Raw genomic sequence first — 18715 nt, 5'->3', positions numbered from 1 at the left:
GCCGGGGGCCGCCCCGGGCGCGGGGCGGGGCGCGCCGTCCAGGGCGGCCAGGCACCCCTCGAAGGCCCGGTCGAGCGCGGCCAGGAGGGCGTGCCCCTTGGCCGCCGTGGCCAGCGAGGGCCTGCCGGCCACGCCCGAGGCGGTGTAGGGCGCCAGCCCCACGGTGAGCAGGTGGTCGCGCGGAGGGGTGACGTGGTCGGCGTGCTCGTAGCCCTCGCGGACCAGCTCCGGGGCCGCGTGCAGGAGCACGGAGGTCTCCAGTTCGCCGGCGTGCATGTCGCCGTCGTTGCCGGTGGCCATCCCCGCGGCCGCGCGGGCGGCCTCCCAGTCGCCGGGACAGGGGAAGAGCGCCATCCGGCCGCCGGACTCCTGGACGGTGTTGGCGAGCACGTGGTTCCCCCCGTGGCCGTTGACCAGGACGAGCCGGGTGCCCCCGAGGGAGGCGGCGATGTCGGTGACGACGGCGTGCAGGGTGGGGGCCGAGATGCTGACGGTGCCGGGCCAGGCCGCGTGCTCGTGGGAGCAGCCGACGGTGACGGGGGGCAGGACGCGCAGGCGGCGGGCGCCGGCGAGGACGCGGGCCAGGACGCAGGCGACGACCGTGTCGGTGACCAGCGGGAGATGGGGGCCGTGCTGTTCGAGGCTGCCCACGGGCAGCAGCGCCACCCGCGCGGCCCGCTCCCCCTCCTCCGCGCTGGTGGTCAGGGGCAGCAGGGAGCGTACGAGGTCGTCCATGGGCCCAGTATCCCGGCCGTGCGCGGGACCGCCGGAGCTCGGCGCGGCCCTCGGGCGGGTTCGCGGCCGCCCCGCGCGCGGCTGCCGAACCGGCCGGGCCCGACCGGGGGACCGGCCCGCCCTCAGCCGCCGAACGGGGCCTCGACCTCGTCCAGGACCTCGTCGACGACCGCCAGCAGGGCGCGCTCCCCCTCTTCGCTCCACGTGACGACCGCCGTGCGCAGCCCGGCGAGGAACACCGCGACGAGCACTCCGTGGCGCACACCCGGGGGCCCCGCCCTCCCGTCGAGGGCGGCCTCCAGGTCCTGGGCGAGCTGCGCCTGGTTGGCGAGCTGCCGGGCCAGGAGCGAGGGGTGGTCGCGGGCCAGGCGGGTGCGCGCGGCCCACTCGCGGTCCATCGGCTTGCCCCAGGACAGGTAGAGGGCGCGCACGGCGGCGCGCAGCGCGGGCCAGGCCGCCTCCTCCCGCGGCCGTTCGCGCAGGTGGCGCACGAAGGCGTCGATGTAGAGCCGCTCCCCGTGCAGCAGCGCCTCCTCCTTGCACGCGAAGTAGTTGGAGAACGTGCGGCGGGAGATGTTGGCGGCCTCGGCGATGGCCTCGACGGTGACCTGGTCGAACCCGCGCTCGACTGTGAGGCGCACTGCAGCGGTGTGTACCGCTCGTCTCGTCTCGGCCTTTTTACGTTCCCGCAGCCCCGGTGTCCTGTCCACGGTGTTATTCTACATGGAGTGCAAAAATGCCCATCATGCAGTTTTGCCCCCTGAGCAGTCTTCGCGGCCCGTCGAGGCCGCCTCCGTTCTCGCAGAGGTCGTTCTTTGAGCACTACGCGTTCCCTTACCGACACCGGGCAACCACCGATCATGCGCTCCCTGAGCGGCCTGCTCATAGTGCTCGGCGTGACGATGCTCAGCGGCACCATCGTGTCCGTGGCCCTCCCGCAGATCGTCGGCTCCCTCAACGGGACCCAGGCGCAGTACACCTGGGTGGTGACCGCCACCCTGCTGGCGTCGACGGCCTCCACGCCCGTCTGGGGCAAGCTCGCCGACCTGTTCGACAAGAAGAAGCTGCTCCAGCTGTCGATCGTCCTGTTCGTCGTGTCGTCGCTGCTGGCCGGGTTCGCGCAGACCACCGGCCAGCTGATCGCGTTCCGCGCCGTGCAGGGCCTCGGCATGGGCGCCTCCCAGGTGCTGGTGCAGGTGATCATCGCCTCGCTGGTCAGCCCGAAGGAGCGCGGTCGCCTCAACGGCTACATCGGCGGCATCATGGCCGTGGCCACCGTCGGCGGACCGCTGATCGGCGGGGCCATCACCGACATCTCCTGGCTCGGATGGCGCTGGTGCTTCTTCATCGGCGTGCCGTTCATGGTCATCGCCTCCCTCGTGCTGGGCCGCACCCTGAAGCTGGCCGACGTCCGCCGCGCCGACGCCAAGGTCGACTACGCCGGAGCCCTGCTGATCGCCTCGGGCGTCAGCACGCTGCTGCTGTGGGTCACCTTCGTCGGCAACGACTTCGCCTGGATCTCCTGGCAGTCCGGCGCCATGGTCGCCGGCAGCGCCGTCCTGCTCGGCCTGGCCGTGTGGGTGGAGTCGCGGGTCTCGCAGCCCGTGATCCCGCTGCACCTGGTGGTGCGCCGGGAGACCGCCATCGCCATCCTGGCCAGCATCGCGGTCGGCATGGCCATGTTCGGCGGCGCCGTCTTCCTGGGTCAGTACTTCCAGCTCGCACGCGGCTACTCGCCCACCGAGGCGGGCCTGCTGACCACCCCGCTCATGCTGGGGGTCCTGGTCTCCTCGACCGTCTCCGGCCGCATGGTGTCCAACTCCGGCCGGGTGAAGCCGTACGTGGTCACCGGCCTGGTCTCCCTGACCCTGGGCTTCCTCCTGCTGTCCACCATCGACGAGACCACCTCGCTGCTCATCGTCTCCGCCGGGATGCTCCTCGTGGGGACCGGCGTGGGCATGTCCATGCAGAACCTGGTCCTCGTGGTGCAGAACTCCGTCCCGCTGAGCGAGCTCGGCGCGGCCAGCGGGGCCATCACCTTCTTCCGCTCCCTGGGCGGCACCATGGGCGTCTCGGTGCTGGGCGCGATCCTGGCCAACCGGGTCGGCACGAACATCTCCGAGGGGCTGGCGGGGGCCGGTGTCGACGCCTCCGCGGCGGCGGGCAGCGGGACGCTGAACCTGGCCGCCATGCCGCCGTTCGTCCGGGAGATCGTGGAGTCGGCGTACGGTTCCTCGACCGGCGACATCTTCCTCGTCGCCACGGGCATCGCCGCGGTGGGCCTCGTGGTGGGCCTCTTCCTGCCCAAGGTGCGCCTCCGCGACACCCTCGACCTGCCCGGCGCCGAGGAGGCCCCGTCGGACGGCGCGGCCGAGGACACGACCGGTGACGGGGAGGCCGAGGCCGGACCGGCCGCGGCGAACGGACGGATCCCGGCCGCCGGGAACGCCCCGGGGACGCGTGTGGTGGCGCGGGGACAGGCCGCCCGGGTCGTCCGAGCCGCGAAGAAGGAGGACGGCACGGGCTGAGCCCGCCCCTGGCGTCCGGCGCGTCCGCGCGCCGCGGGGGCGCCTCCACCGGGAACACCTCCCGGCGGGGGCGCCCCTTCGTCGTGCCGGGCCCGAACACCGCACCGCCCGGGGCTGGGCGGGCTCCGGACCTCCCGCGCACCGGCGGGCTGGACGCCGTCCGCGTGTGAGCCCCCGGGCGGGAGGGCCGGTCGGCCGTCGGACGGGAATCCGCGGGCAGCCCGCCGAACGGCCGTTCCCCTGCGGGCCCGTCCGCCCGTGTGGCAGCATGGCGCGCGTCACGTCCGCACCAGCGTCGAAGGGCACCGATGAGCTACGCGGGTCTGGTCCGACCGGTCATCGACCGGGTCCACATGGGCGTGCGCGCCCTCGCACTCCCCCGGCTGCTCCCCCTCTACGACCGGTGGGGGCGGGACCCGGGTTTCGAGACGAGCCTGTACGCCGGGCTGCTGGCCCGTCCGATGGGCGCCGCGGCGTTCGCGGCCGCGTCCGTGTACGCCCGCAAGCCCATCGCTCCGGAGATCGCGGACACGGACGCCGACGGGACCCGCGCGCTCACCCCGCTGGGCCGGGAGGTCGCGCTGGCCGTGCAGGAGGTCGTCGGCGCAGCGGCCGAGGAGCTGTGGTCGGTCGGCGTCCCCCCGAACCGCGTGTCCGTGGAGCGGCTGTGCGAGCTGACCGGGCGCCTGCTGGAGGCCGGGGCGGCCACCGGGGGTCCGGCGTTCGGCGCGATGTCCCCGCCGTACGAGCCCGAGGGGGCGGGCGCCGCACTCGTCCTGACCTCACGCCTCAGCGCGCTGCGCCACCACCGGGGGGACGCGCACCGTGCCGCGTGGGCGGCGGAGGGCCTGTCCGTCGAGGAGGTCCGGGAGTTGACCGGCGGACCCCTGTGGGAGCGGATCGAGGCGGACACGAACCGGCGGGACGAGCCCGTCTACGCCGTCCTCTCCGAGGCCGAGCGCTGGGAGTTCGCCTCGGGGCTGGGCTCGCTGCCCGACGGCCTGCGGGGCTGATCCGCCGGGGCCGCGACGGGTCCGCGCGCGCCCCGGGAGGGAGGAGGGGAGCGGCCGCCCGCGCGGACTGGGATAATCCTTCGCGCCCCCTTCCTGTCCCCACGTCCGGAAAGCCGACGGAAAGTGCAACCACTCCACCCGACCGATCCCCGGCGCGTCGGCCGCTACCGGCTCACGCACCGCCTGGGCGCGGGCGGTATGGGCCGCGTGTACCTCGCCCTCACCCCCGCCAGCAGGCGGATCGTCGTCAAGGTCGTCCTCACCGAGTACGCCGACGAACCGGACTTCCGGGCCCGGTTCGCCCGCGAGGTCGAGGCCGCCCGCCGCGTGGGCGGGTTCCACACCGCTCCGGTGGTGGACGCCGACCCCGAGGCGGAGTCGCCCTGGATCGCGAGCGCGTTCATCCCCGGCCCCTCCCTGGGCCGGGCGGTGCGCGAGCACGGCCCTCTGCCCGAGCAGGCCCTGCGCGCCCTGGCCGCGGGTCTCACCGAGGGTCTGGAGGCCATCCACGCCTGCGGGCTCATCCACCGCGACCTCAAGCCCGACAACATCATCCTCGCCTCCGACGGCCCGCGGATCATCGACTTCGGTATCGCCCGGGCCCCCGACGCCGCGCGGGTGACCATGACCGGCATGCCGGTGGGCACCCCCTCCTACATGTCCCCCGAGCAGACCGAGGGCGCGGTGGTGGGCCCCTCCTCGGACGTGTTCTCCATGGGGACGGTGCTCGCCTACGCCGCCACCGGCACGAACCCGTTCGCCGCGCCGTCGGTGCCCGCCGTCATCCGGCGGCTCATCGGCCCGGCCCCCGAGCCCGAGGGGGTGCCCGGCCCGCTGCGGGACCTGGTCGCCGCCTGCTGGCGGCACGACCCCGCGGCCCGGCCTGCGCCGGTCGAGATCCTCTCGCTGTTCGGGGACGACGACCTCAGCGGGGCGTGGCCTCCGCCGCACCTGGCCGGCCCCGGGCCGGAGGGGTCTTCCCCGGAGGCCGGGGTCCCGACGCCGGGGACCGCGCCTCCCACCGGCTCCCCCGCACCGCTGCCGCCCCCCGACACCGCCGCCCCCGGCACCCGGTCGGACGCGCTCACCGTGCTGGAGGACAGGGCCCGGGCCTCGGCCCAGGCGGGGGGTCCCGCCTCCGCCCTGAGCGCCTACCGCTCCCTGCTGCTGGAACAGCTGCGCGTCCTGGGGCCGCACCACCACGGCACGCTGTCCACCCGGCGGGAGATCGCGCACTGGACGGGGGCGCGGGGCGACGTGGAGGACGCGCAGCACGCGTACGAGGCGCTGCTGGTGGAGACGGAGCGCGTGCTGGGGCCCGACCACCTCGAGACGCTGCGGACCCGGCGGCACGCCGCCCTCCTGGTCGACCGGGTGCACGGGCACGACCGCGCCCTGCGGGTGGCCGTCCCCCTGCTGCGCGACCATGCCCGCGTGCTGGGCGGGGACCACCCCGAGACGCTGGCCCTGCGGTTCAGGGTCGTCCAGTGGGAGGCCTCCGGCGGGGACCGCGCGGGCGCCCTCGCGGCGTTGCGCTCGCTCCTGGACGACATGCTGCGCGTGCTGGGGCCCGAGCACGCCGAGACCCTGCGGTGCCGCGCCTACGTCGCCCACTGGAGCGGTTGGGCCGGGGATCCGCACGGGGCGGTCGGCCAGCTGCTCACGCTGCTCTCGGACCAGGCCCGTGTGCTCGGTCCCGACCACGAGGACACGGACCGGACGCGGGCGCTCCTGGGTGAGTGGCGGAGCGTGACGGGCTCCCCCGACCGGCGCTTCTGAGGGGCCGGCCCCTCCCGCCCGCGCACGTTCCCTCCCGGCGTGCCGGTGCTCCGGGAGGGGCGGTCGCCCGTCCCTCCCGGGGCACCGCGGCCGACCGCCCCTCCGGCCCCGGGCCGTCCGCGCCCGGACGGGCCGCGCGGGGCCCCGGGTCAGAGGGCGCCGTCGCGCACGGCCGTCTCCAGCGTCCGCTCCAGGGTCCGCAGGTACCCGCCCGTGGTGGTCCGCGCCCGGGGCGTGTCGGGGAAGGCCGTGTTGACGTGCAGGCCCGAGTGGTTGCGGTAGAACCAGAAGAAGATGCCGTCGCTGTGCGACCCCCACACGTGCCCGCACGCCTTGCGCGCGACGTGGCTCGCCCCTCCCGGGGTCCTCCTGAAGTCGAGGTAGGAGAAGAAGTTGACGGGGTAGGGCCAGCTCCTCGGTTCGGCCCCCTGCTCCGTCATCACCTCCACGGCCCGGTCGAAGGGGACGTTGACGTTCCTCAGCATCGCCAGGAGGGCCGCCCGCACCCGGGAGACGACCTCCCCGAAGTCCCCTCCGCCCGCCACGGAGAACTCGACCGGGAGCGTGTTGACGTACCAGCCCATGCTGCGGGCGTGGGCGACACGGTTGCGGCGACTGACGGGGAGGAGCCCGCGGTAGATCTCCGGTCCCCCCTCCTTCGCCTGGCTGACCGCCACGGCGGCCAGGATCCCGGCGGTGGGCTCGCTGCCCGCGGCCCGGCAGCGGGCCTCCAGCGCGTCGGCCCCGCGCCCGTCCAGCAGCGTGCGCGCCTCGTTGACGACGGGGTGGAGCACGCCCGGCTCGACCCCCAGGTCGAGCGGGAACCTCGGGAACACGGCGCCGTTGCGCTCCACGAACCCCTTCCAGTGGTCCAGCCGGCTGTCGTCGGGGCCGAGAGCCCGGCCGCGGCGGCGCTCCAGGGCGGCGAATTCGCCGTAGCCGCCGGTCTCGGGCAGGTCGACCGGGCGGCCCGCCGAGAACGCCTCGTAGGCGGTGGCGACGTCGTCCACGACGACGGCCGTGGACACGCCGTCCGACACCAGGTGGTCGCAGGCGAAGTACAGGGTCGTGGCCTCCTCCCCGATCATCGCCCCCATGACGAACCAGGGCCCGCGGAGGGTGTCGGTCCCCTGCAGGAACCGGTGCACGTAGTCCCGGGCCTGGGCGGACGTGGCCACGGGACCCGCGTCGACGGCGTCGAGCTTGACCTCCTCCGGGTCCAGGACGCTGACGTCCAGGCCCTCGGCCGCCCCCTGGAAAACCCAGCGCAGCACCTCGTGGCGGCGTACGAGGTGCAGCAGCGCGGCCTCGAGCGCGGGTCGGTCGAGCCGGCCCCGGATCTCGAACGACCCGCCGAGATAGGACGGGCAGGTGATGCCCTCCTGCTCCATGTGCCGGGCGACGGCGAAGTGCTTGTCCTGGATGTAGGAGGCGCGGCGGCGCGGCCGTCCGGGGCCCGGGGCGCCCCCGTGCGTCGGGAAGGCGATCGTCCATTCCACGGCGTACCCGGGCGCGATCCGCAACTCGTCGATGGGAATCTGGAGCACAACGGCCCTTTCCTGTGGTCGGCTGCCTGGTGGCTGGCGCGCGCTGGGCCACCGGGGCCGACAGGAAGTCGAAGGGCCTTGGGAGCGGGCCGTTTCGCCGGGGCAGGGAGATCCGTCGTGCCGAGGGCAGGGCGGCTCACTCGCACCAGGGACGGGGTTCGGTGCTGAACCGCTCATCCTTGCCCAAGATTATAACCATGAGTTACATCACTATTACACATAGTACTTGACGGATGCGTGCGTACCGGTGTCCACCGTCCGGCGGCAGGGCCTCTCCACCGGAGGGGCCGGACGCGCGCCCCGCCCGCGAGGGAGCGGCGGACACGGTGCCGCGCAGGGGGCCGGCCGTGCCACCCGCGTCCCCGCCCGCGCGGGAGCGGCGCCACGGCGGGGACCGGGACGGGAGCCGGACCCGTCCCCGCGCCTCCGCGCCCGGAAACGGCCGCGCCGCCCCCGCGTGCGGGCCGCCCCGGGCCCCGTTCGCGAGGGATCGGGACCCGGGGCGGCCGGGTGGAGGGGCGGCGGACGGTTCCGGGCGCGGCGCCCTACCCCCGCAGGAGGCGCTCGGCGGCCTGCCACGGCGCGGCGGGGCCGCTCGGCTCGTAGCGGTGCGTCACGGTGGAGTCCGCGACGATCCGGCGCAGATCCGCCAGGCCGCCGCGGACCTCCCCGACCGCCCGGGCCTGCACGAGCAGGTTGCCGACGGCCGCTCCCTCGGCGGGGCCCGCGACGACCGGCAGGCCGACGGCGTCGGCGGTGAGCCGGCACAGCAGGGCGTTGTTGGCCCCCCCGCCCACGACGTGCACCACGTCCACGCGCCTCCCGCTCAGCTCGGAGGCCTGGCGGACGGCCCGCCGGTAGGCCAGCGCGAGGGAGTCGAGGACGCACCGCGTCGTCGCGGCCTCGTCCGCGGGGGGCTCCTGCCCGGTCTGCGCCGCGAACTCGCGGATGCGCGCCGGCATGTCGCCCGGCGGCAGGAACCGGGGGTCGTCCACGTCCACCACGCAGGACAGCGCGGGCACCGCGGCGGCGCGCTCCAGCAGTGCGGCCAGGTCGACCTCCCCGCCCCACACGCGCAGGCACTCCTGGAGCACCCACAGGCCCATGACGTTGCGCAGGTAGCGGACGGTGCCGTCCACGCCGAGCTCGTTGGTGAAGTTGGCGGCCCGGCTCTCCTCGGTGCGGACGGGCGCGTCCAGCTCCACACCGACCAGCGACCACGTCCCCGAGGAGACGTAGGCGAAGTTCGGCGTGGCCGCCGGCACCGCCACGACCGCGGACGCGGTGTCGTGGGAGCCCACCGCCACCAGGGGCGCCCCGGCCGCCGCGCCCACCGCGTCCCGCCGGAGCAGGGGGCCGACGACGGTGCCCGGCTCGACCAGGCCCGGCAGCAGTCGGCGCGCCGGAACCCCGAAGGGCCCCTCCAGGACGTCCAGGCACGCGTCGGCCCAGGCGCGCGCGTCCACGTCGACCAGGCCCGTGGTGGAGGCGTTGGTCAGCTCCGCCACCCGTTCCCCCGTCAGCCAGAACCCCAGGAGGTCGGGGATGAGCAGCAGGTCGCCGTCCAGGGCGGCGAGCCGGCCGCCCTCGGACGCGGCCGCCAGCTGGAAGACCGTGTTGAACGGCTGGACCTGGAGGCCGTTGACGGCGTACATCTCGGCGGCGGGCAGGTGCTCGAACACCCGCTCCGGGGCGCCCGCCGTCCGCGCGTCGCGGTAGTGCACCGGGTTGCCGAGGAGCGCGGCGTCGCCGTCGAGCAGCCCGTAGTCGACCGCCCAGGAGTCGATGCCCACCGAGGCCAGGCCGCCGTGGGGCTCGGCGGCGCGGCGCAACCCCTCCAGGACGCCGCTGTACAGGGACAGGATGTCCCAGTACAGGGTGTCGCGCCCCCGCGCGGGCACCGGGACGGGCCCGTTGGGGAAGCGGGCGACCTCCTCCGTGTGGAGCCGGCCGCCCTCCAGGCGGCCGGTGATGACCCGGCCGCTGGAGGCGCCGAGGTCGACGGCGGCGTGGACGGCCGGGCCCGTCCCGGGGGTGCGGGCGGCGCTCATCGCAGGAACGCGGCGGCCACGCCGCTGTCGACCGGGATGTGCAGGCCGGTGGTGTGCGAGAGCTCCCCGGCGGTCAGGGCGAACACGGCGTTGGCGACGTGCTCGGGCAGCACCTCGCGGCCCAGGATGGTGCGCTGGGCGTAGAACGCCCCCAGGTCCTTCTCCTCGACCCCGTAGACCTTGGCCCGCTGGGCGCCCCAGCCCCCGGCGAAGATCCCGGAGCCGCGCACGACACCGTCGGGGTTGACCCCGTTGACACGGATGCCCCGGCCGCCGAGTTCGGCGGCGAGCAGCCGCACCTGGTGGGCCTGGTCGGCCTTGGCCGCGGAGTAGGCGACGTTGTTGGGGCCGGCGAACACGGCGTTCTTGGAGGCGATGTAGACGATGTCGCCACCCATGCCCTGGGCGGTCATCACCCGGGCGGCCTCGCGGGAGACCAGGAACGAGCCCTTGGCCATGACGTCGTGCTGGAGGTCCCAGTCGCGTTCGGTGGTCTCCAGGAGGGGCTTGGAGACGGACAGCCCGGCGTTGTTGACGACCAGGTCGACGCCGCCGAAGGCCAGGGCGGCCTCCTCGAAGGCCCGCGCGACCGCGTCGGCGTCGCTGACGTCGCAGGCCACGCCGACCGCGACGTCGGCCCCGCCGAGTTCGGCTGCGGCCTCCGCGGCCCGGTCGGCGTCGAGGTCGGCGACGACCACGCACGCGCCCTCGGCCGCGAGCCTGGCGGCGACGGCCCCGCCGATGCCGCCGGCCGCGCCGGTGACGAGGGCGACGCGGGAGGCCAGGGGCTTGGGCCGGGGCAGCCGGGCGAGCTTGGCCTCCTCCAGGGCCCAGTACTCGATGCGGAACTTCTCCGACTCCTCGATGGGGCGGTAGGAGGAGACGGACTCGGCGCCGCGCATCACGTTGACGGCGTTGACGTAGAACTCGCCGGCGACGCGCGCGGTCTTGGCGTCCTTGCCGAAGGAGAACATGCCCACGCCGGGGACCAGCACGATCGCGGGGTCGGCGCCGCGCATGGCGGGGCTGTCGGGGCCCGCGTGGCGCTCGTAGTAGGCGCGGTACTCGTCCCGGTAGGCCGCGTGGAGCTCCTTCAGGCGGGCGACGGCGTCGTCGAGGGGGGCGTCGGCCGGCAGGTCGAGGACCATCGGGCGGACCTTGGTGCGCAGGAAGTGGTCGGGGCAGGAGGTGCCGAGGGCGGCCAGGCGCGGGTGCTCCGCTCCGGCGAGGAAGTCCAGGACCACGTCGGCGTCGGTGAAGCGCCCGACCTGGGGGTGGTCGGTGGAGGCCAGGCCGCGCAGGACGGGGGCCAGGGCGGCGGCCCGCTCGCGGCGCTCGGCGGCGGGCAGCGCGCCGTAGCCGGGCAGAGGCGGCCCGAAGGGACGGGGGCGCCCGCGTTCGGCGAGGAACGCCTCGGCGGTGCGGATGATCTCCAGGGAGTTGGCCTGGCACTGCTCGCTGGTGTCGGCCCAGGAGGTGATGCCGTGGCCGCCCAGGACCGCGCCGATGGCTCCGGGGTTCTCCTCGGCGATCCGGGCGATGTCCAGGCCCAGCTGGAAGCCGGGCCGCCGCCAGGGCACCCAGACGACGCGGTCGCCGAAGCACTCGCGGGTGAGCCGATCGCCGTCCTCGGCGGTGGCCAGGGCGATGCCGGAGTCGGGGTGCAGGTGGTCGACGTGGGCGGCGCGGACGAGGCCGTGCATGGCGGTGTCGATGGAGGGGGCCGCGCCGCCCCTGCCGAACAGGCAGTGGTCGAAGGCGGCGACCATCTCGTCCTCGCGCTCCTCGCCCGGGTAGACGTCGACGAGGGAGCGCAGGCGGTCCAGGCGCAGGACGGCGAGGCCGTCCTCGGTGAGGGTGCCGAGGTCGCCCCCGGAGCCCTTGACCCACAGGAGTTCGACGGGCCGTCCGGTGACGGGGTCGGTCCGGGTGCCGGCGGCGGAGGTGTTGCCCCCGGCGAAGTTGGTGTTGCGCGGGTCGGCGCCCAGGGCGTTGCTGCGGGCGATGAGCTGGTCGACGACGGAGTCGGGCACGGTGCTGTCTCCCTGAGGGGTGCTGTGGTCGGTGGGTGCGTCCGGCTCGCTCACGCGCCCCACCCGGCCTGGGTCCCGCCCCTGCGCTCGTCGGTGACGCGCTCCATGTAGCCGGAGCGGGCGTGCGCGGCCATGGGGTCGGCGTCGAGCCCCCGGTCCTCGCGCATCTGGGCGAGCATCGGCCGGACGTCGGTGTTGTAGGCGTCCATGAGGGCGGCGTTGGCGGCGAGGACGTCGCCCTCGCGCTGGGCGGCGGCGAGCGCGTCGGCGTCCACGAGCAGGGCCTTGGCGGTGGCCTCCTGCACGTTCATCACCGAGCGGATCTGCCCGGCGATCTTGGGCTCGATGTTGTGGCACTGGTCGAGCATGAACGCGACGCCGGTGTCCTCGGCCGTCCCGCCGCCCCGCACGACCTCGTACATGATGCGGAACAGCTGGAAGGGGTCGGCGGCGCCGACCATGAGGTCGTCGTCGGCGTAGAAGCGCGAGTTGAAGTCGAAGGCGCCGAGCCTGCCGGCCCTGAGCAGGAACGCCACGATGAACTCGATGTTGGTGTGCGCCGCGTGGTGGCCGGTGTCGACGCAGACCACGGCCTTCTCGCCGAGTTCGAGGCAGTGGGCGTAGGCGGTGCCCCAGTCGGGGACGTCGGTGGCGTAGAAGGCGGGCTCGAAGAGCTTGTACTCCAGGAGGAGGCGCTGGTCGTCGCCGATCCGGCCGTAGACCTCCGCCAGCGCCTCGGCGAGGCGGTCCTGGCGCGCGCGCAGGTCGTCCTGTCCGGGGTAGTTGGTGCCGTCGGCGAACCACAGCTTGAGGTCGCGGGAGCCGGTGGCGTCCATGACGTCCACGCACTCCAGCAGGTGGTCGACCGCCTTGCGGCGGACGGCGGGGTCGGGGTTGGTGACGCTGCCGAGCCGGTAGTCGTCGTCCTGGAAGACGTTGGCGTTGACGGTTCCGATGCCCACGCCCAGGTCGCGTGCGTGGGCGGCGAGCGCGGCGTAGTCGTCGACCCGGTCCCAGGGGATGTGGAGGGCGACCGTGGGGGCGGCGCCGGTGAGCCGGTGCACCTGGGCGGCGTCGGCGATCTTCTCCCAGGGGTCGCGCGGGACCCCCGGCTGCGCGAACACCTTGAACCGGGTGCCGGAGTTGCCGAAGGCCCAGGAGGGGAGTTCGATGTGCTGGCGCCGCAGGACGGCCAGGGCGTCGGCGCGGCGGTCGGAGGGTGCTGCCACGGTGGGCTCCGTTCGGGGGACCTGCCGGTCGGACCGGCGTCATTGAATCGTTTCACTCAGGTTTCGCCGAAACTACCTCCAGCTCTTCCCGTGTGTCAATATCCCTCCAACGCAGAGGGCATGACGTGCGTACATGCGGTCTTGAAACGTTTTATAAACGGGGGTGCCGAGACGACGCCTGCGGCCCGGACCCCGTGGTCCGGGCCGCAGGGGCGGTGCGGGCGGGCGGCGGCTCAGGCGCCGAGGGCCATCCGGACGCCGAGGGTCAGCATGAGGGCGGCGATGAGCGCGTCCAGGACCCGCCAGGCCCCGGGCCGCGCGAAGAGGGGGCGCAGCAGCCGTGCGCCGAACCCCAGGGCGAAGAACCACGTGAGGCTTCCCGCGACCGCGCCGGCCGCCCACCACCAGCGGGCGTCGCCGGCCTGCTGGTTGGCGAGCGAGCCGAGGAGGACGACCGTGTCCAGGTACACGTGCGGGTTGAGCCAGGTGAGCACCAGCGCCGTCGCCACGGCGGCCCTGCGGCCGTCCCCGGCCGCGCCGCCGACCACGAGCGCCCCCGGACGCAGGGCGCGGCGCACCGCGATCAGCCCGTAGACGACGAGGAACCCCGCGCCGAGGAACCGGACGGCGGTGACGAGGCCGGGGGCGGCCCCGAGGACCGCGCCGACGCCGAGGACCCCGGCGGTGATGAGCAGTGCGTCGGACAGGGCGCAGACCAGCACCACGGGGAGGACCGTGCCCGGGCGGCCGTCGATGCCGACGCGCAGGACGTAGGCGTTCTGCGCGCCGATGGCCACGATGAGCGCGAGCCCGGTGCCGAATCCGAGCAGGGCGGGGAGGAGTGTCTCGTTCACCGTCAGAACGCTAGGGCGAGGCGGGCGTGCAGTAAAGCTAAAGTTTCTCAGGACTATGAAGAGAGGCTTAAGATGCCGTTCCAGTTCGACCACCTGCGCACCCTCACGACCCTGGTCGACGAGGGCACCTTCGAGGCGGCCGCGCGGCGGCTGCACGTGACCGCCTCGGCGGTGTCCCAGCGGGTGCGGGCGATGGAGCAGAGCACGGGGAAGGTCCTGGTGCAGCGGACGAACCCGGTGCGGACCACCCCCGCCGGGGACGTGGTCCTGCGCTACGCGCGCCAGGTCCTGCTCCTGGACGCGGACACCGCCGCCGAGCTGCGCCTGGGCGGCGGGGACGGTCCGGGCGGCGGGGCGGAGCCGGTGTCGGTGCCGCTGGCGGTGAACGCCGACAGCCTGTCCACCTGGTTCCTGGACGCGCTGGCGGAGGCGCCCCCGGAACCGGGCACGGTGTTCGAGATCCACCGGGAGGACGAGGAGCACACCACGTCGCTGCTGCGGTCGGGGACGGTGATGGCGGCGGTCACCTCGACCCCGGAGGCGGTCCAGGGGTGCGCGGTGGCGGGACTCGGCGCGATGCGCTACCGGGCGGTGTGCAGCCCGGAGTTCGACGCGCGCCACCTGGGAGGGCGCGCGGACCCGGAACTGCTGCCCCGGGCGCCGGTGGTCAACTTCGACCGCAGGGACGACCTCCAGGACCGGTTCCTGCGGGAGACGACGGGGCGGGAGCCGTCGGGCCCGCGGCACTACATCCCGGCGTCGGAGGACTTCGCCCGGACGGTGCTGCTGGGGTTCGGGTGGGGTGTGGTGCCCGAGCCGCAGTGCGTCGCGGAGATCGGGGCCGGGCGGCTCGTGGAACTGGCCCCGGGGCACCCGGTGGACGTGCGGCTGTACTGGCAGCGGTGGAACCTGAGGTCGCCCGCGCTGGACCGGGTCTCCGAGGTCGTCCGCGCGGGCGCGGCGGCCCGCCTCCACCCCTTCTGACCCGGTCCGCCCGGCCCCCGGGTCGGAGGGGCCGGCCGGGGGCGGTCCGGGCTCCCCCGGCCCCCGGTCGAGGGACGCGGCCGCCCCGGCCGGACGCGGCTCAGCCTCCGGGACCGCGCGCCTCGGGCACGGGCCAGAAGAAGCTCTCCAGGAGGTCGTGCAGCCGGAGCCGCTCGGGGTCGATCCGGTCGCGGCCGTACGCGTCCAGGAACCTCTCGGCCGAGGCGGGGCCGAACTGGGGGTTCATGCGGCTGCGCAGGCTCCGCGCCATGTCCGCGACGTCGGAGTGCGGGTCCGCCGTGCCCGCTCGGCCGACGTCCACGAACCCGGGCCCGCCGGACCCCGCGACGAGCACGTTGGGCAGGCAGAAGTCGCCGTGGGAGACCGCGGGCCCACCGTCGCCGAGGGCCTCGGCCGCGCTCTCCAGCTCCGGCAGCACGGCCGCGGCCGGAGGGCCCTCCCTGCCGGCGATCTCCCACGACCTGTCGACCAGTCCGGACGCGACGCGCTCGCGGACCTCAGGGAGCACCGACGACAGGGACCGGTCGAAGGGGGCGTCGTCCGCGGCCGTCGCGTGGAGCTCCCGGGCGGCGCGGGCGATCCGGTCCACGACGGAGTCCCGTTCCCCCTCGGGCCAGGGGTCGGAGGCCGGACGGCCGGGAAGCGCCCGCGTCGCGAGCCAGGACCCGCCGTCGTCGGCGCCGGCGCCCAGGACCTCGGGGACCGGCACTCCCAGCCGGGCCAGCCACTCCAGGCGTGCGGTCTCCGCCGCGAGGTCGCGGGCGAGGCGGCCCCGTTCGTCGTCGACCAGCTTGACGAACGCGACCGGTCGTCCCCGGGCGTCGATCAGGCGCAGGACCCTCGCACCCGAGAGGCCGAGTCCGACGGTCTCCCGCCGGACGGCGCCCGTTGCGCGTTCGATGGCCCTCACCGCGTCCGTCATGGACCCGATCGTAGATTTCGGGGCGGCCCCGCGCCAACCGCGCCGGCGGCGGGGCACCGGTCCCGGCGGCTCCCGACGCCCCCGGCCCGCGCGAGGCGGTGGCCGGGAGCGGGCACGCGTCCCGGGCGAGGACCGCCACCGGCCCGGGCTACCCGGCGCCGCGGGTCCGCCGGCCCATGGGCGGCCACGTCCCGTCGGGGTCGGGCACGGGCGCGAATCCGGCCTGCTCGAAGAAGGCGACGCGCTCCTCCACGTGCTCGCCCTCCTCGGGTTTCAGGAACACCCAGCGTGTGCCCGACCGTCCCGCCACGGCCACGAACGCGTCCAGCAGCCCCGTGCCGACCCCCCGGCGCCTCCACTCCGCGTCGACCACCAGGGCCAGGACGTACCCGTGGGGCGGTGGCACCGGGGCGCCGGGACCCGTGTAGGCCCCGTCGAGGATCCCCTCGATCCAGCCGACCACGGTGTCCCCGTCGACGGCGACCAGGACCACCATCCCCTCGGGCCACTCGCCGTCGGGGTACCCCTTCACCTCGAAATGCGGGGCCGCGCGCACGATCAGGCGGGCGATCCCCGCGCCGTCTCCGGGCAGGGCACGACGAATCAGCATGACGGCACGGTACCGACCGGCCCGCTCCGGCCACCGGCACCACCCCCGCGGCGGTGCTCCCCGGCGTGTCGCGGGCCCGCCCGCCCGAGCCCCCGCAGGAGGGCGGACGGCCGGTCGAACGTCGGCGGCCCCGGCAGGCCCGAGCCCCCGCGCGGGAGGGACGCCGGCAAGGCGGAGTACATCCACCGCGTGTCCCCGTCCCCCGCGCACGGGAGGGGCGAGTACGGCACACCCCGCCGAAGGGCGCGCGTCCCTCCGAGCCCCCGCGCGCGCCGGGGCGCCCCGGGATTCGGCCCGACCCAAACGCCCCCGACCTGCGGTTTCGCACTCCGGGGAGTACGCGGACCCGGTCTCCCCCCTGCTAGCTTCCCCTGCATGAGAATGCACGAGCGCCCCAGTCCCACCGAGGTCATCTCGGCGTGGATCCCCCACGACGCCCGCTGGCACGAGTCCGCGCGCTCGGCGGCGATCACCGGTGAGGAGGCCCTGCGCCGGTACGTGACCGGCCTGGTGCGCGACCACAGGGACGGCGACGGCGGCCGGGAGCTGGTCGACGACCACGACCTGCACAGCGTCGGGGCGGTCGCCGAGGACCTCGGCGTGGCAGGGCTGGGGGGCGTGGACTGGCGGCGGGTCCGGGAGGCGATGCTCGTCCCGCTGCGGGAGCGCGGGACCGGCTGAGACCCGCCCCGCGCCCGTCCTCCCCGGGCTCCCTACTCGTCGTCGTCCTCCGCGTGGTGGTCGAGGTTGGAGGTGCCCCGGCGCCAGTAGCCGTCGACCTCGCAGGTCGCGTTGCGGACGAACCCGCGCTCCTTGAGCAGGCGGCGGATCGGCTTGAGGGTGTTCGCCTCGCCGGCGGCGTACACGAACCCGTCCCCCTCGGGCAGTTCGAGGGAGCGGAACGCCTCCAGCAGCAGGTCGGTGGTGCCGGGCTCGGCCCCTCCCCGGTGCAGCCAGGTGATCCGGGCCCCGGCGGGGGCCTCGATCTCCTGCTCCTCACCGGCGTCCGCCACCTCGAAGAACGCGAACACGCGGGCGTCGGCGGGCAGTTCCTCCACGTAGCGGGCGGCGGCCGGCAGCGCCGTCTCGTCCACCAGCAGCACGTGGTGGTCGAACTCCCCGCTGATCCGGGCGGTGCCGCGGGGGCCCAGCACGCCCAGCTTGTCGCCGCGCCGGGCGGCCTGCGCCCAGCGTCCCGCCGGGCCGTGGTCGTGGGCGACGAAGTCGACGGTCAGGCACCGGGCGCCCGTGTCGAGCGCGCGGACGGTGTAGTCGCGGAACACCACGCCGGGGGCGCGGAAGTTCAGGCAGCGGTCGTCCTCCACGACGGGCAGGACGTGCCCGCCCTCCTCGTTGGGGAACCACAGCTTGACGTGGTCGTCGAAGTTGGCGCTCTCCATCCCGGCGAGGTCGGGCCCGCCGAGGTGGACGCGGATCATGCGCGGGGTGACGCGCTCGACGTCGGCCACTTCGAGGACGCGCGGCTTCAGCGGGTACCTCTGGACGCGGCGCTCGTGGGTCGGGGTGCTCACTGCTTCTCCTCGGTGGTGTGGTTCCGCCCTGGGCGGAGACTGCGGCGGGAACGGGCGCGGGCGGCTCGGACGCCCGACCTCGGAACACCGATGAGGGTAGCCTTGCCTAAACCCTGTTCCTCGCCCGGGGGCGGCTCGCGGGGTGCGGCCGACCGCTCCGCGCGGAGTGCGGCCCGGCCCGGAGGGTTCCGGCGGTCCGGGCACGGCGGCGGGGGCTCCGGCCGAGGGCGCGGAGCACCTCCGGGACGGGCGCCCCGCACGGAGACGTCACCTCCCCGGAACGCAGCGGGGGCGCGGCGCCCGCCGTCCCCGCGGACGCACACCCGGACACGGCCGGGGCCGCACGCCCCGCGGGGGCGGAGGACCGCCGTGCTCGACCGGCGGACACCCGAAGACGGACATTCCACATCATGTCCTAGCCTGGAGACCCATCCCGGCCCCTAGCGCCGGGATCCGCCGTGTCCAGCGAGAACGAGTCCGAGGAACAACGTGAACATCAGTCCCCGCGTCACAGCGACCGTCTTCCGCGTGGTGGCGGTCTTCGAGGCCTTCACCTGGGCCGGCCTCCTCGTCGGCATGGGGTTCAAGTACCTCGGGAACGGCAGCGAACTGGGCGTGCAGATCTTCGGCCCCCTGCACGGCGGGGCGTTCATGGTCTACGTGGCCGTCGCCCTGGCCGCCGCGCTCCACCTGCGCTGGGGCGTGTGGCCGACGCTGGTGGCCCTGGCCGCGTCCGTTCCTCCCCTGGGCACCCTCCTCGCCGACTGGTGGCTGCACCGCAGCGGGCGCCTGACGGCCGGTGCGAAGGAGCGCGACAGGGCGCCCGAGCCGGTCGCCTGAGACCGCACCGACCCCGCGGGGCCCGGTGGGACCACGG

At 75.1% G+C, this 18715-nt stretch carries 16 protein-coding genes; 6 read left to right on the top strand and 10 right to left on the bottom strand.

What is annotated here, in order from left to right; genetic code table 11:
- On the bottom strand, positions 1-735 hold a 735-nt coding region (locus ACWGL3_RS22470; RefSeq protein ID WP_452461752.1), incomplete at its 3' end, for a creatininase family protein.
- Between the two features lie 122 nt (positions 736-857).
- Positions 858-1376, bottom strand: a complete 519-nt coding sequence (locus tag ACWGL3_RS22465) for a TetR family transcriptional regulator (protein WP_267949851.1) — start codon at positions 1374-1376, stop codon at positions 858-860.
- Positions 1377-1595: 219 nt separating this feature from the next.
- Here ACWGL3_RS22465 and ACWGL3_RS22460 point away from each other — a divergent pair, with 219 nt between their 5' ends.
- The 3 genes from ACWGL3_RS22460 (at position 1596) to ACWGL3_RS22450 (ending at position 6055) form a co-directional block, all read left to right on the top strand.
- Positions 1596-3263 (top strand): MDR family MFS transporter, encoded by a 1668-nt coding sequence (locus ACWGL3_RS22460; RefSeq protein ID WP_267949850.1) that lies wholly within the window; start codon positions 1596-1598, stop codon positions 3261-3263.
- 308 nt (positions 3264-3571) lie between these two features.
- Positions 3572-4276 carry a hypothetical protein gene (locus ACWGL3_RS22455; protein WP_267949849.1) on the top strand — a complete coding sequence of 235 codons (705 nt, stop codon included), beginning with the start codon at positions 3572-3574 and terminating at the stop codon, positions 4274-4276.
- Between the two features lie 123 nt (positions 4277-4399).
- Positions 4400-6055 carry a protein kinase domain-containing protein gene (locus tag ACWGL3_RS22450; RefSeq protein ID WP_452461751.1) on the top strand — a complete coding sequence of 552 codons (1656 nt, stop codon included), beginning with the start codon at positions 4400-4402 and terminating at the stop codon, positions 6053-6055.
- Between the two features lie 149 nt (positions 6056-6204).
- Here ACWGL3_RS22450 and ACWGL3_RS22445 read toward each other — a convergent pair whose 3' ends face one another.
- The 5 genes from ACWGL3_RS22445 to ACWGL3_RS22425 form a co-directional block, all read right to left on the bottom strand.
- On the bottom strand, positions 6205-7602 hold the full coding sequence (locus ACWGL3_RS22445) for a condensation domain-containing protein (protein WP_452461750.1): 1398 nt from the start codon (positions 7600-7602) through the stop codon (positions 6205-6207).
- 545 nt (positions 7603-8147) lie between these two features.
- Entirely contained in the window at positions 8148-9653 is a 1506-nt protein-coding gene (locus ACWGL3_RS22440; protein ID WP_452461749.1) for a rhamnulokinase, read from the bottom strand.
- A complete protein-coding gene (locus tag ACWGL3_RS22435) occupies positions 9650-11749 on the bottom strand; it encodes a bifunctional aldolase/short-chain dehydrogenase (protein ID WP_452461748.1) in 2100 nt (699 codons plus the stop codon). The genes ACWGL3_RS22440 and ACWGL3_RS22435 overlap by 4 nt, the downstream gene beginning before the upstream one ends.
- Positions 11737-12915, bottom strand: a complete 1179-nt coding sequence (gene rhaI / locus ACWGL3_RS22430) for an L-rhamnose isomerase (protein ID WP_267949844.1) — start codon at positions 12913-12915, stop codon at positions 11737-11739. Before rhaI ends, ACWGL3_RS22435 begins: the two co-directional genes overlap by 13 nt.
- A 233-nt stretch (positions 12916-13148) precedes the next feature.
- Positions 13149-13769, bottom strand: coding sequence for a LysE/ArgO family amino acid transporter (locus ACWGL3_RS22425; protein WP_452461747.1), 621 nt, complete (start codon positions 13767-13769; stop codon positions 13149-13151).
- Between the two features lie 72 nt (positions 13770-13841).
- Between ACWGL3_RS22425 and ACWGL3_RS22420 the strand changes: the two genes are divergently transcribed.
- Positions 13842-14753 (top strand): LysR family transcriptional regulator ArgP, encoded by a 912-nt coding sequence (locus ACWGL3_RS22420; RefSeq protein WP_452461746.1) that lies wholly within the window; start codon positions 13842-13844, stop codon positions 14751-14753.
- Positions 14754-14853: 100 nt separating this feature from the next.
- Here the strand turns inward: ACWGL3_RS22420 and ACWGL3_RS22415 are convergent, their stop codons facing one another.
- Both ACWGL3_RS22415 and ACWGL3_RS22410 read right to left on the bottom strand, forming a co-directional pair.
- A complete protein-coding gene (locus ACWGL3_RS22415) occupies positions 14854-15696 on the bottom strand; it encodes an aminoglycoside 3'-phosphotransferase (protein WP_452461745.1) in 843 nt (280 codons plus the stop codon).
- A gap of 148 nt (positions 15697-15844) precedes the next feature.
- A complete protein-coding gene (locus tag ACWGL3_RS22410) occupies positions 15845-16306 on the bottom strand; it encodes a GNAT family N-acetyltransferase (protein WP_267949840.1) in 462 nt (153 codons plus the stop codon).
- Positions 16307-16681: 375 nt separating this feature from the next.
- Here ACWGL3_RS22410 and ACWGL3_RS22405 point away from each other — a divergent pair, with 375 nt between their 5' ends.
- A complete protein-coding gene (locus ACWGL3_RS22405) occupies positions 16682-16987 on the top strand; it encodes a hypothetical protein (RefSeq protein ID WP_267949839.1) in 306 nt (101 codons plus the stop codon).
- Between the two features lie 32 nt (positions 16988-17019).
- On the opposite strand, the gene ACWGL3_RS22400 is transcribed toward ACWGL3_RS22405, so the two are convergent.
- Positions 17020-17838: a siderophore-interacting protein gene (locus ACWGL3_RS22400; protein ID WP_452461744.1), complete on the bottom strand. Its 819-nt coding sequence runs from the start codon at positions 17836-17838 to the stop codon at positions 17020-17022.
- 489 nt (positions 17839-18327) lie between these two features.
- Between ACWGL3_RS22400 and ACWGL3_RS22395 the strand changes: the two genes are divergently transcribed.
- A complete protein-coding gene (locus ACWGL3_RS22395; RefSeq protein ID WP_267949837.1) occupies positions 18328-18678 on the top strand; it encodes a DUF3817 domain-containing protein in 351 nt (116 codons plus the stop codon).
- Positions 18679-18715 lie beyond the last annotated feature (37 nt).

It is taken from the genome of Nocardiopsis sp. NPDC055824, assembly GCF_053616335.1.
This window is presented reverse-complemented; position numbering and strand designations above follow the sequence as displayed.